This window comes from Nostoc sp. FACHB-892, assembly GCF_014698795.1.
Lineage (GTDB): Bacteria > Cyanobacteriota > Cyanobacteriia > Cyanobacteriales > Nostocaceae > Nostoc.
On record NZ_JACJTR010000020.1, the window covers coordinates 25624 to 39154 of the forward strand.

At 42.1% G+C, this 13531-nt stretch carries 12 protein-coding genes; 7 read left to right on the plus strand and 5 right to left on the minus strand.

All coding sequences use genetic code 11. The features are described 5' to 3' along the window. Nucleotides 1-144: 144 nt before the first annotated feature. On the minus strand, nt 145-1020 hold the full coding sequence (lgt, locus tag H6G96_RS23505) for a prolipoprotein diacylglyceryl transferase (RefSeq protein WP_190913960.1): 876 nt from the start codon (nt 1018-1020) through the stop codon (nt 145-147). Between the two features lie 295 nt (nt 1021-1315). Here lgt and coaD point away from each other — a divergent pair, with 295 nt between their 5' ends. Both coaD and H6G96_RS23515 read left to right on the plus strand, forming a co-directional pair. Beyond that, complete coding sequence (coaD, locus tag H6G96_RS23510) at nt 1316-1867, plus strand: pantetheine-phosphate adenylyltransferase (protein ID WP_190728237.1); 552 nt, start codon at nt 1316-1318, stop codon at nt 1865-1867. Beyond that, nucleotides 1777-2445: a DivIVA domain-containing protein gene (locus H6G96_RS23515; RefSeq protein ID WP_190913962.1), complete on the plus strand. Its 669-nt coding sequence runs from the start codon at nt 1777-1779 to the stop codon at nt 2443-2445. Before coaD ends, H6G96_RS23515 begins: the two co-directional genes overlap by 91 nt. 212 nt (nt 2446-2657) lie before the next feature. Here H6G96_RS23515 and H6G96_RS23520 read toward each other — a convergent pair whose 3' ends face one another. From H6G96_RS23520 to cysS, 3 genes are all read right to left on the minus strand, one after another. Beyond that, nucleotides 2658-4004 carry a TldD/PmbA family protein gene (locus H6G96_RS23520; RefSeq protein WP_190913964.1) on the minus strand — a complete coding sequence of 449 codons (1347 nt, stop codon included), beginning with the start codon at nt 4002-4004 and terminating at the stop codon, nt 2658-2660. Nucleotides 4005-4243: 239 nt separating this feature from the next. Beyond that, nucleotides 4244-5683: a TldD/PmbA family protein gene (locus tag H6G96_RS23525; RefSeq protein WP_190913966.1), complete on the minus strand. Its 1440-nt coding sequence runs from the start codon at nt 5681-5683 to the stop codon at nt 4244-4246. A 13-nt stretch (nt 5684-5696) separates the two neighbouring features. Further along, nucleotides 5697-7163 carry a cysteine--tRNA ligase gene (gene cysS / locus H6G96_RS23530; RefSeq protein ID WP_190913969.1) on the minus strand — a complete coding sequence of 489 codons (1467 nt, stop codon included), beginning with the start codon at nt 7161-7163 and terminating at the stop codon, nt 5697-5699. A gap of 238 nt (nt 7164-7401) precedes the next feature. Here cysS and H6G96_RS23535 point away from each other — a divergent pair, with 238 nt between their 5' ends. From H6G96_RS23535 to H6G96_RS23555, 5 genes are all read left to right on the plus strand, one after another. Continuing rightward, on the plus strand, nt 7402-8520 hold the full coding sequence (locus H6G96_RS23535) for a GTP-binding protein (protein WP_190913970.1): 1119 nt from the start codon (nt 7402-7404) through the stop codon (nt 8518-8520). 283 nt (nt 8521-8803) lie between these two features. Continuing rightward, nucleotides 8804-9256, plus strand: coding sequence for a D-aminoacyl-tRNA deacylase (dtd, locus tag H6G96_RS23540; RefSeq protein WP_190913971.1), 453 nt, complete (start codon nt 8804-8806; stop codon nt 9254-9256). A gap of 105 nt (nt 9257-9361) precedes the next feature. After that, a complete protein-coding gene (psb28, locus tag H6G96_RS23545; RefSeq protein WP_190728246.1) occupies nt 9362-9703 on the plus strand; it encodes a photosystem II reaction center protein Psb28 in 342 nt (113 codons plus the stop codon). Nucleotides 9704-9804: 101 nt separating this feature from the next. After that, entirely contained in the window at nt 9805-10317 is a 513-nt protein-coding gene (locus tag H6G96_RS23550; RefSeq protein WP_190914190.1) for a molybdenum cofactor synthesis domain-containing protein, read from the plus strand. Between the two features lie 137 nt (nt 10318-10454). Further along, complete coding sequence (locus H6G96_RS23555; protein ID WP_190913990.1) at nt 10455-12212, plus strand: diguanylate cyclase; 1758 nt, start codon at nt 10455-10457, stop codon at nt 12210-12212. Nucleotides 12213-12367: 155 nt separating this feature from the next. Here the strand turns inward: H6G96_RS23555 and mraY are convergent, their stop codons facing one another. Further along, nucleotides 12368-13459, minus strand: coding sequence for a phospho-N-acetylmuramoyl-pentapeptide-transferase (mraY, locus tag H6G96_RS23560; RefSeq protein WP_190913994.1), 1092 nt, complete (start codon nt 13457-13459; stop codon nt 12368-12370). Nucleotides 13460-13531: the final 72 nt, after the last annotated feature.

Genomic DNA, 13531 nt, shown 5'->3' on the forward strand with positions numbered 1-13531 from the left:
CCGGATTCACCCTCTTTCCCTAGTAGAGAGTAATGGTAGATGCACCCTGGTTAAGCCCTAGAGAATACTCTGGGGCATTTTTTATTTTTTGGGTATTGAGCATTGGGCATTAGTTATTCTTTCTCCCCCTGCTCCCTCATCTTCTCATTCCCTCACTTCTCCATCTCCCTTGGGAGTAGGCACTACATCGGGTAAAGGGCGTTTGAGTAAGTAAAGCCAAGCTAATCCAACTAATCCAAATAAAATTCCTAGACTGCTGACTAATTGTGCTATCCGTAACGGCCCTAGCATCAAGCTATCAGTGCGAAAACCTTCAATCCACAAACGTCCTAAGCTGTACGCTGGCCAGTAAATTAAGAACAGCGTGCCTACCTTCAAACGTGGCTTACCGGATAAAGACCGGAAAAACAACGTTATGAGCAGCGCAAACACCATTAGATCCCAGATAGACTCGTACAGGAAAGTGGGATGGAAGTAATCGAAACTCGCATACTCTAAAGGACGATGCTCTGGTGGAATATACAGCTTCCAGGGTAAATTTGTCGGATCACCAAAAGCTTCAGAATTAAAGAAATTGCCCCAACGCCCGATCGCCTGCCCTAAAATCAGTGAAGGCGCTACTAAATCTGCTAACTGCCAGAAAGAAACCTGCTTGATTTTGGCAAAGATTAACGCAGCTATAACCCCACCAAGAATCGCTCCATGAATAGCAATACCTCCTTCCCAGATAGCAAAGATTTTTCCTGGAGTTGGGGCATATTTTGACCACTCAAAGAAAACGTAATATAGCCGTGCACTAGGAATTGCCCCAATCAACAACCAAAAGAATAAATCGCCTAGCAACTCAGGATTAACATTACGGCGTTTTGCCAAATGCTGGGAAAGGATGACGCCAATTAATACTGCTGTGGCAATCAATAAGCCATACCAACGGATACTTAGTGGCCCTAATCTCACCAGAATGGGTCCTGGAGAAGTAAATTGAAACGCCAAGGGCAAGGTGGGAAAATCCAGTGCCATGAAAAATTACCTAGAATAGTTCGTTAACTACCCACGCACTTTGCTAAGTACGGAGTTTCTTGCATCTCGAATACTGGAACTGTACTTAAATCCTCCACAACATTGCGGGGATGTAGGTAAAAAACCAGTATCCATATTTAGGAGTCTAATTCCTAACGCCCAGTTGAGCATAACTTGTAACACCAAAACAATTGAGTTTAGCATCCTTCCCCAAAGCGCAAGATGGTAAATTTGAGTAGGTTAAACAAAACTGCTTCGATATAATCACCTAAACAACTTTGATATATTTAAAATTGTGATTGCTATTTATCCTGGTAGCTTCGACCCCATCACCTTGGGACACCTTGACCTCATCCAGCGCGGTAGTCGGCTGTTTGAGCGGGTAATTGTCGCTGTACTGCGGAACCCCAACAAAATGCCACTTTTTAGTGTGGAGCAACGGCTAGATCAGATCCGGCATTCTACACAACATCTGCCTAATGTAGATACAGACAGCTTTGATGGTCTTACCGTCAACTATGCCCAAATGCGACAAGCACAAGTTTTGCTTAGGGGTTTACGGGCTGTGTCAGATTTTGAAGTAGAGCTGCAAATGGCTCATACCAATAAAACTCTTTCTACCCAAATAGAAACAGTTTTTCTTGCAACCTCAAATGAGTATAGTTTTTTAAGTAGTAGTGTGGTAAAAGAGATTGCAAGGTTTGGTGGCTCTATCGATCATCTCGTTCCCCCACACATTGCCCTAGATATATACCAATGCTACAATCACAACTCTCCAATGTTGAACCCAATCTCAACGGAAGCAATCCCCCCCCTCAAGAATATGTCGGTGGAGAGGGAAGCATAGATATTCAGCAGGAACTCAACCGTCTAGAGGAAATGGTTCTCTCTAGTCTGAGGATTCCTCTGACGGGACGCACTCTCATAGATGAAGAAAAGCTACTCGATCAGCTTGACTACATCCGGCTTGCTTTACCATCACTGTTTCAAGAAGCAGCAGCTGTCCTCGACCAAAAGGACGAAATTCTGCTGGAAGCGGAAGAGTATGGACAGCAGGTTGTTGAGGCCGCGCAAGCAAAAAGAGCGCAAATTTTAGCTGAAAGCGATATTATTCAACAGGCAGAACAAGAAGCTGAACAACTGCGGCGACAAGTGCAGCAAGAGTGTGAGGCAATAATGCAAGAAACCCTCACCGAAATTGACCGTAAGCGGTATGCTTGTCAGCAAGAATTAGACCAAATGCGACAAACTGCGATCGCTCAGGCTCAAGAAATTGAAGATGGTGCTGATGCTTATGCTGATGGCATTTTAGGAAATATCGAGCAGGATCTCAAAGATATGTTGCGAATTGTTACAAACGGACGGCAACAATTGCAAATTGATAATCTCACCCAGCGTAATTCACCTCCTAGTAAGAAAAAATAGAGGTTCTAAGGAGAGATGGGAAAAATTATAGGTTGGGTTTCGCTATTGCTTAACCCAGCAATTTTCATTAAGGGAAACTTTTGGTTTTCTATACCTAACTGGTAATAGAAGCAAAACTATCTTTCCACAAAAGTTTCAGTTTAGGCGTTCGTGCAACGGCTTTGCAGGAGTATGACGTTGCAACAAAAATGGATAAATTCGACACAAGATGATTACAAAGTGTATGTAAAATCTTCCACCAGCATACCGGGAACTAAACTACCTCCAAGTTGGCGACTTTCATAAGTTCCTACTTCGGGAATAAATTCTTGAAAATCGGTCAAATCTACTAACTTATCTCCCCAAAAGCGGTAGAGACTTTCATCAAAACGTAAATTTTCAATGGGGGCAATGATTTCTCCGTTTTCTACCCAAAAACAAGCATAACGAGTCATACCTGTAATTCTACCAGTGTGGCGATCGCTCCAATTTAAGTAATGCAAATTTGATAGATACAATCCTGTATCCAATCTCGGAAGAATCTGCTCAAATAGTAAATTTCCTGGAGTCACTTCTGGCGCACGTAGAGTCTCTGAATCATTAGCACCATTGGCAATTTTTTGATATTCTTTAGCAGTCCGAGAATTCACCAAAGTATTTATCAAACGTCCTTTTTCTATTACAAATAACTCCGGTGCTGCTATTTCTCCTAATTCATTAAATCGTGGCACTAAGCCTTGTTGAAAGTTTTCTTTCAAACTAAATCTTGGGGAAAGTTGTTTTTCTTGACGCGATAAAGCAGCCAAAGCACTATTTCCTTGTTGGATATCGGCTTCGCTTACTGCTCCCCAAGAAAGCATCAGTAATAAATCTGCAACAGCAGCAGGTGCAAAATATGTTTTATATTGTCCCCGTGACAATTCTTTGGCTGGGCGAGCAAGCAATTCTAGTTGCTTTTTGCCTTCGCTGATTTTGCCTATATAAGCAGATTCATCCCAATCACTCCCTGCAAATGTACCTTTAACTGCTTGTCCAGAAGTGGAAAACAGAGAATAATCTAAGGTAAAAGAATCAGTAGCAAACCAGTGTTTTTGACCGTTGGAATCACCGTAAGCTTTAACTACCACTCCTCCTGCATATATTCCTGTAAAATCCAATTCGGCAACTAGCTCTAGCACAGTTGGTACTACTGCTTCCGCCGCCAACAAATTCCCGGAATGTATTTCTCGACTAGTATTATTTCCTGATGGTAAAACTAGATACGGATCGATGGGAAGTAAAATAAGTTCGTCACGTAATTCTTGCAAAGCAGTATATGCTAACTGCCAATCTATATCCCAATTTCCAGTAAAGGGAAACTGCCGAACACTGCTGCGCTGATCTGCCATCAAAGTAAGTTCGATCCAACCATCAGCAACACAACCCGTTTGCCGCACTTTCGCATGATTGAAACGAGTAAATTGACTTCTTTCACTGCTGAGTTTGATAGTGAATTGTTCACTTTCGGCTTTTTTAATTATTAGAGTTTCAATTAGTTGATTAAAGCTGACTTCTAATGCAGATAATTCTTCAATTTTCATGGATATTAAATATTAATAGTGAATAATGAGGAGAAAAAGTTAGGGCTTAGGAGTTTTTTAATTCAAAGTTTCTAAGTAGCTAGGCATAAATAAATAAAAGTTTTTATTAAAAACTTTAGTCATAATAATCTTTGTTTTGAGTGATGAATCGCTGCACTACGAACTAAGATTTTATGTTTAATAATGCCTACCTATTTAAGTACCAACTCTTCCCTCCTAACTCTTAACTCCTAACTTTTTCAACTTCCTCCACCAAAAACTTCTACATTAGCAAATACACAAACAGGTGAACCGTGTCCTACCCAAATAGCTTGATTTGGTTCTCCTTTGCCACAATAAGGAGTACCATACATTTGCCAGTTGTCAGTACCTCCTACTTGGATTAAGCTATGCCAAAATTCTGGTGTTGTTGCCCGATAATTGGGATTACGGAGGGTTTTGGTGAGTTTACCATTTTCAATTAATTTAGCGTACTCGCAACCAAATTGGAATTTGTAACGGCGATCGTCAATTGACCAAGATCGGTTAGATTCCATATAAACGCCGTGTTCTATCCCAGCAATAATGTCTTCAAAGGTTGCATTTAGAGGTTCTAAATTTAAGTTACCCATGCGATCGATCGCTGGTCGATTCCATGAAGAAGCACGGGCGCAGGCAACTCCTGCTACACCTGCTCTTGCTTGACTCTCTAGACTGCCTATACCTCGTTGGAGTACACCTTCTTTTACCAAAAACTCCCGCGTTGCTACAGCACCCGTATCATCAAAGCCATAGCTGGCAAATTCACCAGGCACGGTAGGATCAAAGGTAATGTTCATCAGTGGCGAACCATATACTAGGTTGCCAAAATCACTTTTATTAACGAAGCTGCCCCCAGCATAGTTACGCTCATCCCCCAAAATTCGGTCAATTTCTAGGGGATGCCCGACACTTTCATGGATTTGCAGCATCATTTGATCTGAGGCTAAAACTAAGTTGGTGCGGGTGGTTGGGCATTCCTCTGCTGTCAAGAGTTCTACTGCTTGTTCGCCAATTTGCCGCACCCGATGCCATAAGTTTTCTTGTTTTAAAAGTTCTAGTCCACCTTGGTAACAGTTTGCCTGAGAGCCGTTGTTGCTGCGCTGCTGTACAACCACTCCATCTTGGGCGGTGGCTCCGTAATGAGTGCCTATAGATAGAGTTTTTTGATAGACTTCTGAGCCGTTGCTGCTAACAAACCAAGACTCTCTCTCAATAGTGCTAGCACTGGCTATAGTTTGCACAATTTTGTCGTTGACTTTCAGTGTTTGGCAGATCCGAACCAGTAAATCGTTGATTTCTCCCGGACTCAAAGTATCTAATGGCTCAAGGAATGGAGACTCATATTCACCAACGACTTTAGGGCGCTCACTTTCACGGAAGGGATGTATCCACCATTCACTGGCTGCTAGTGCTTGTTTATAGGCTGTTTGGGCAGCTGCTTGTAGGGAAGGCAGTTCTAAGGAGTTAGTTGCTGCATAACCCAGACAGCCATTTACTAAAACTTCCAGCATGGCTCCTACAGTGAAGGATTTGCCATTTAGTTGGGGTAAGCCGTCCCGGACTGAACGGGTAGTAGAAGTCTCCTTTACGGCTCTAATACCGATCCAATCAGCAGGAATATCGAAACTAGCGATCGCTTTTTTTAGAGTAATCAACATAATAATTTAAAATTTAATTCCGGTGCCAGCGTGTACCATCACGGCTATCAATTAGCGTAATACCTTCTGCTTGGAGTTCGTCACGAATGCGATCGCTTTCGGCAAAATTCTTGGCAATACGTGCTTCTCGCCTTTGCTGAATTCGCGCCTCAATTTCTGTATCGCTTAAACCATTACTCGTGGGAGTTTCTGTTTCTATCTTGGCTTCTAAACCTAAAACTCCCGCTAATGTGACGAGAGTTTGCCATTGACGCTTTAACTCATCAGGGGAAGTTTCGGTTTTCCCTTCATGCACAATAATATTTCCTTCACGGCGCAGTTCTTTGGCTAATTCAAACAGCACTGTTAACCCACCAGGAAAATTAAAGTCGTTATTCACAGTTTCTTGGAAACGTTCAACAGTTTCAGGGAGTAGTGAGGCAGTTCCCACTCCCCACTCCCCACTCCCCACTCCCCATCCTAGTTTTTTGCCGTATTGGTAGCCGAAAAGTAACCCTTCTCTAATGGTGTGCCAACCGTTGGTTGCTGCGGCGATCGCTTCGTCAGTAAAATCTATGGGTGTACGGTATTGAGCAGTCAGTACAAATAACCGCACTGCCATCGGGTCAACTCCTCGATCCAGCAAGTCTCGAATGGTGGTGAAATTGCCCAAAGATTTAGACATTTTTTCACCATCTACCTTCACCATGCCGTTATGCAGCCAGTAACGCGCCAGGGGTTTTCCTGTTACAGCCTCAGATTGGGCAATTTCGTTTTCGTGGTGGGGAAAAATTAAGTCAGCACCACCAGCATGAATATCTATGGTATCACCCAGGCGATCGCGCACCATTGCCGAGCATTCAATGTGCCATCCCGGACGACCTGCGCCCCAAGGTGATTCCCAAGCAGGTTCTCCTGGTTTTGCTGCCTTCCATAAAGCAAAATCGAAGGGATCTTTCTTTTTCTGGTACTCTGGATCTTCTACATTGACGCGATCGCTTTTCCCGGCTTGCATATCTTCTAACTTGCGTCCAGAAAGCTTGCCATACTCAGCAAATTGCCGGACTGCATAATACACATCACCATCAGCAGGGTAAGCAAAACCCTTATTTTCCAACTCATGAATTAACCGTTGAATGCCATTCATCGTATGGGTAGCACGGGGATATTCATCAGCTTCTTTGATTCCCAACCGCGCCATATCCTCAAAATATGCTTTGATAAAGCGATCGGCTACAGCTTCCATTGATGAATGTTCAACACAGGCTCGATTGAGAATCTTGTCATCAATATCGGTAAAATTTTGGATATATCGGACTTCATAACCGATAAACTGGAGGTATCGGCGCACAACGTCCCAAACGATGCAAGCTCTGGCATGACCCAAATGGCAGTAGTCGTACACCGTCACGCCGCAGTAATACATCTTAACTTTGCCTGCTTCGACTGTTTCAAACGGTTCTTGACGACGGGTGAGGGTATTGTAAAGGGTTAGGGTCATAACAGAGTAATGCTGAAATAAGGAGATACGTAATAATAGGGTAAAGCAGCTGGGATGACAGTCCAGCATCCCTATGCTAGTACGTCACGGCGGAAATCAACATACTATTGGACAAAATCTCGAGAGCTTAGAAATCAAGGCTTTTGACTTTTGATTTTTGACTTCCACCTTGCGGCGCTAGTGTTTTCTGGACTATCTGCGCTACATTACTATTTTTTGATTATTAGATAACAGCGCTATGCAATCAGCAGTTACATCCGAATCCTCGGCAATGGATACGCCCAAACAAGGAATGCCAGTAACAATTATTACGGGTTTTCTCGGCAGTGGCAAGACGACTTTACTCAATCATATCCTCAACAACCAACAGGGTTTGAAAACCGCCGTTCTCGTAAATGAATTTGGCGAAATTGGCATCGACAACGAGCTAATAGTTTCCACTGGTGAGAACATGGTGGAGCTAAATAATGGTTGTATTTGCTGCACTATTAATAATGATTTGGTAGATGCAGTTTACAAAGTTTTAGAACGCCAAGAAAATTTAGATTATCTAGTAGTGGAAACAACTGGATTAGCAGATCCGCTACCAGTAGCTTTAACATTTCTGGGCACAGAATTGCGAGATTTAACTCGCTTGGATTCGATTATTACCGTGGTAGACGCGGCGAATTACAGTCTAGATTTATTTAACTCTCAAGCAGCATACAGCCAGATTGCCTATGGCGATGTAATTGTGCTGAACAAGACTGATTTGGTTGATGAAGCCACTTTGAATGAGTTAGAAACAAAAATTAACGAGGTTAAGGAAGGAGCAAGAATTCTCCGCACCACGCGATCGCAAGTGCCGCTTCCTTTAATTCTCAGTGTTGGTCTGTTTGAGTCTGATAAATATTTTGACACAGTGGTGGATAAACACGACCATCACGATCATGATCATCACGCTCACGATGATCATGACCACTCAACATGCGGTCACGATCACCATGATCATGATCATGATCATGACCACCATGACCACCATCATTCTGACCATTTAGAAAATGATGGTTTTACTTCCATCTCTTTCCAAAGTGACAAACCTTTTTCTATTAGGAAGTTTCAGTATTTCTTAGATAACCAGCTACCCTCAAATATCTTCCGAGCTAAGGGGATTATGTGGTTTGACGAAAGTCCGAAGCGTCATATTTTCCACCTTTGCGGTAAACGGTTTACTTTGGATGATGATGAATGGCAAGGTCAATTGAAAAACCAGCTAGTGCTGATTGGTCAAAATTTGGATCGTGAGGCTTTAATTAGTCAACTCGAAAACTGCATTTGTCTACCTTCAACCTCTCGCGGTAAAGGTTTTGGCAAATAATATTTAGAAGTTAGAGACGCGATTTATCGCGTCTGTAGAAAAGTTTAATACTCGTTCCCAGGTTCCACCTGGGAATGCATTCCTAATGGCTCCGCCATCGATTTTGATCAATGAGAATTAGAGAATAGCGTAGGCGTAGCCCGTTGTAAACATAGCTTCTTCACTCCCCTACATTTACGCCCGAGTGTTTCGCCAATAATTACGTTAGCGCAGCGTAAAGCCTTCGGCATGGCTTCGCTTAGAGCGACGTAGGAGCGTCATTACGAATTACGAATTAGTTAAAATGCGCGTTCTTATCCAGCGAGTTAAATCATCTCAAGTTACAGTTAATGGTGAAATTGTTGGCAAAGTTGGGCGGGGGCTAAATTTACTCGTAGGCATAGCCAATACCGATACTGATGGTGAAATAGACTGGATGGCGCGTAAGTGCTTGGAATTACGGCTGTTTCCTGACGAGGAAGGAGACGATCGCTGGCAAAAATCTGTACAAGAAATTGGCGGTGATTTGTTAGTAGTCAGTCAGTTTACCCTTTACGGTGACTGTCGCAAAGGCCGCCGTCCTTCTTTTGACCGTTCAGCCGCTCCCCAATCAGCAGAAGATTTGTATAATCGTTTTGTTATCAAGTTAAAAGCTAGCGGTTTGCAGGTCGAAACAGGTGAATTTGGTGCAACGATGCAAGTAACAATTGAAAACGATGGCCCCGTAACTTTGTTACTTGAAAAAGAAGCGATTTAAGTATATTCACTAAAAAAATGAATAACAGTAGCCTCTAGACTGTGGTGTTCTAATTGATGAGAGAATATTAAATTAACCATCACAAAAGTTTAAATTCAATTCATCATGGCGAAAATCCAGTTTTCTAGAGGTCTTGACGAAGAAGTAACTCCAGAGGTACGCTTGACGCGATCGCGTACTGGTGACAGTGGGACAGCGACATTTATTTTTACCAATCCTAAAATTTTAGATCAAGGTAGCACCGAAGATATTACCGGGATGTACCTGATTGACCAAGAAGGAGAGATAATTACCCGTGAAGTTAAAGCTAAATTTATCAACGGGAAACCGGAAGCATTAGAAGCACTTTACGTGATGAAATCTGCCCAAGAATGGGAGCGCTTTATGCGCTTCATGGAGCGGTATGCTGAAGAAAACGATTTGGGACTGAGCAAAAATGAGGCGTAGGGTATAGGGCATTGGGCATGGGGCATAGGGAATTGTCATGTTCAATGAATGCGCCATAGACCATGCCCAATTATCCATTAGTCAAAATTTATGAGTAACATATAATGCCACAACCCCACCCAGACTCGCCTGGAATTACGGTAATTTGTGCTGTGGTTACTGTCAGCGATACACGCACTTTTGAAACAGACAAAAGTGGTCAGCTAATTCAGCAGTTACTACTTGGTGCTAACCATGCTGTAGGAGCTTACACAATTATCAAAGATGAACCAACACAAATTCAAGAACAGATAGAAAATCTTGGTAAAAGCTCAAATTTGGATGCTGTAATTTTCAATGGTGGTACAGGTATTGCACCAAGAGATACCACCTACGATGCTATTGAAAAGTTACTAGAGAAAACTTTACCGGGGTTTGGTGAGTTATTTCGTTTTTTAAGTTATCAAGAAATTGGTTCGCGGGCGATCGCTTCTCGCGCTGTTGCTGGTGTTTATCAAGATAAATTAATTTTCTCACTTCCTGGTTCCAGTAATGCTGTGCGACTGGCGATGGAAAAACTGATTTTACCCGAACTCACTCACTTGGTAAGTCAGGTTTCTAAGGAAGTAAAATAAGCAGCCTTTCAGAAAGTTATTATAAGAACTTTTGTAAAACTAAGGCATAAAATACTAAAATCATCCCTTTTATTCTTACATCTTGAGCCTATCCAGAATTATAGTGAATCGGATGTAATGTTAATATCAGGTCAACAATGGAGCCTATTTACTGGAATTGCATAATTGCTCATGGCATTACTGCATTTTCATACTTTGGTATCCCTACAGTAATAGGGGTTTTCTTTGCTAAAACTAAGGCAACTATCCCTTCTAAGTTTTGGCTAGCCTTTTTCTTATCAGGTGGATTCGTACTATCTTGCGGATTTCATCACCTTTTGGCAGCCTTTGAACCACATTCGACAGTGTCGCTATTGCACTTAGGCGTACTTGATGTAATGGCGTTTGTTTCTTTGTCTGCTTTAATCTACTTGATGCCAACCGCTTATCAAATTGTAGAGGCGATCGCTAAATCTCAAGAAGATACCAGCGAACTTCAACGCAGCCAGCAGATGCAACGGTTATTCCTAGATCAGGGCCCGTTTGGAGCCTATATCAAAGATGAGCAATCCAGAATGCTCTATTACAATCAGGAGTTGCAATCTAAATTTTTGGTAGATTCACAAGAATGGTTGGGAAAAACGGATGGTGAATTCTTGCCAGATCCAGAAGAAGGGCGGAGAGTAATGGAAAACGATCAAGTCGTTTTGAAGACTTTACGCCCCTTAAAGCTGATTGAAGAGGTAAAGATATCTGATAACGATCAGCCGTGCTACTGGCTATCATTTAAGTTTCCGTTTACCGATTACGCAACGGGTGCTTACCGTATCGGTGGCATTAGTATCGATATTACAGAATCTATAGAAGCACAGCGATCGCTCACTAGTCTAAATCGCCAGCTAGAAGAAAAAACATTGAAATTAGAGGCAAAAAAACAGGAACTTATATATCTCTCAGAGATGGCGGATATGCTTTATTGCTGCGAATCTGAAGATGAGATGTATCAAGTGGTTGCTTTAACCTGTTCCAAACTTTTTCCTAATATGAGTGGTTGTATCAATATAATTGCTAATTCCAAAAATTATGTTCAGATGAATAGTTTTTGGGGAGATGAAAGAAACAGTAAAGAAATATTTTCACAATCTGAGTGTTGGGCATTGCGGAGAGGAAAATTCAACCTTTTATCGCCTCATCACTCAGGACTGATGTGCAGCCATTTAATCCAGCCTATTAGCGGCGTACATTTGTGTGTTCCATTGTTTGGACAAAGCGAATTAATTGGGGTTTTACACATCTATGCCCATGAAGAAATCAGCCCAGAAGATCAACAAGTTACTGAGATTATTGCTAGAACTTTAGGCTTTGCACTGAATAATCTATCCATAAAAAAACGTCTAACTTATGATAACTTGCGGGATGGGATGACCCAACTATTCAATCAAAACTATATGCAAACTATAACAGAACAGAGATTAGCCGAAGCTGACCGATCGGGACAACCTCTTAGTATTATTTTCCTAGATATCGATAACTTTAAATTTTACAACTCGCGCTATGGGCATTTGACTGCCAACATTGTTATTCAAGGATTAGCAAAGTTGCTGTTAAAATCTATTCGCTCCTTTGACATTGCTTGCAGATGGGGTGGCGAAGAATTTGTGATTGTGATGCCTAATATGACGCTGGAAGTTCTCAGGAAGCGAGTAGAACAATTAAGGGTAGATGTTGAACAAATGCAATTGAAAGACGGCGATCAAATCCTCGAAAGAATCACCGCTTCTTTTGGAATAGCTGTATCAGAACCAGGAATTACAGTTAAGGATTTTCTGAATCGGGCAAATCAAGCGATGCTTGAGGCAAAGCGAGCAGGAAAGAATCGGGTTATGGAATATGTAAATACCTATATTAATGGATAAATTCGCTTGCTTTCAAATTTGAATCTTTAAATTTAAAATTCAAAATTTAAAACCTAAAATAAAAACAACTCCCAGAAAATGTAGGAGTTGTTATTTTATATTCGAGCAGTTTTTCAAACAATTCAAAATGGAGCGATGCCTGCGGCGGGCTGCGTCTACGCCAAGCAGATGGTAGCCAATATAGCAGCGATGACATAAAAGACTCCAACCACTTGCAATTCTGACCAGCCAGTGAGTTCTAAATGATGGTGTAAGGGTGCCATTTTGAAGAGGCGCTTGCCTTTGCCATCAGGCCCTTTAGTGGCTTTGTAATAACTTACCTGTGCCATCACCGAAAGAGTTTCTACGAAGAAGATACCACTGAGAATGAATAGAGCGACTAAGGTGTTTGTCAATAGTGCTACAGCAGCTAAAGCTCCTCCCAGTGCTAAAGAACCGGTATCTCCCATGAAAACGCGGGCTGGGTTACGATTATGGGCTAAGAAACCTAAGCATCCACCACTTAAAGCCGCACAGAAAACCATCAATCCAGGTGCTGTTGGTGCAACTAAAGCACCTAATGCTAAAAGGGCGATCGCTACTGTTCCTGCTGCCAAGCCATCGATACCATCTGTTAAATTAGTCGCATTACTTTCTGCAACTAAGACAAAACCTGCTAAAGGCCAAAATAGAAATCCTAACGGTAGCGTGAAGCTCACCCAAGGTAAAGCAATATTTGTAATATTAGAAGGTTGATTAAACATCAGCCATAGACAAAACACAGCCGCAAAACCCACCTGCAAAGCCAACTTTGTTCCAGGAGATATACCTTTATTTGATTTACGGCGGAGAATTTGCCAATCGTCAAGCCAGCCAATCAATCCGTAGCTGATTGTCAAAGCCGAAACTGCAAGCACGTCTGTAGCAAAGTTAGACAAGATGCAAGCAATTATCACACCTACAGGTATAAAAAATATACCACCCATTGTTGGCGTGCCTGCCTTTTTTAGATGGGCTTGGGGGCCATCTTCACGAATTATTTGTCCAGTTTTGAGTTCTTGAAGTAGGGGTATTACCCAATAGCCCAAGGCACCTGAACCCATAGCACACAAAATTAGTGGCAGGGTTAACGACATAGGTTGCCACGGTAGCCTATTGGCCATCGAATCCAAGAAAAATGCTGTTGTACCTAGCCCTACGGCTAATAAAGAGGCTAGAACGATTCCAGAAATATTTAAACCTTGGTCAGGAGATAATTTAGCGTCCACAAAAGTTTCCCTTCACTCCACACTTATAAAATTAAATAACAGTAACTAGGGATACTACCAAGTCCCTAGCCT

Bases quoted from the DNA above. Each gene is read 5' to 3' on its own strand.
- psb28 (WP_190728246.1), top strand. From the start codon at position 9,362: ATGGCGAAAATCCAGTTTTCTAGAGGTCTTGACGAAGAAGTAACTCCA.
- H6G96_RS23525 (WP_190913966.1), bottom strand. From the start codon at position 5,683: ATGTTGATTACTCTAAAAAAAGCGATCGCTAGTTTCGATATTCCTGCT.
- H6G96_RS23555 (WP_190913990.1), top strand. From the start codon at position 10,455: ATGGAGCCTATTTACTGGAATTGCATAATTGCTCATGGCATTACTGCA.
- H6G96_RS23535 (WP_190913970.1), top strand. From the start codon at position 7,402: ATGCAATCAGCAGTTACATCCGAATCCTCGGCAATGGATACGCCCAAA.
- dtd (WP_190913971.1), top strand. From the start codon at position 8,804: ATGCGCGTTCTTATCCAGCGAGTTAAATCATCTCAAGTTACAGTTAAT.
- lgt (WP_190913960.1), bottom strand. From the start codon at position 1,020: ATGGCACTGGATTTTCCCACCTTGCCCTTGGCGTTTCAATTTACTTCT.
- H6G96_RS23520 (WP_190913964.1), bottom strand. From the start codon at position 4,004: ATGAAAATTGAAGAATTATCTGCATTAGAAGTCAGCTTTAATCAACTA.
- cysS (WP_190913969.1), bottom strand. From the start codon at position 7,163: ATGACCCTAACCCTTTACAATACCCTCACCCGTCGTCAAGAACCGTTT.
- H6G96_RS23515 (WP_190913962.1), top strand. From the start codon at position 1,777: ATGCTACAATCACAACTCTCCAATGTTGAACCCAATCTCAACGGAAGC.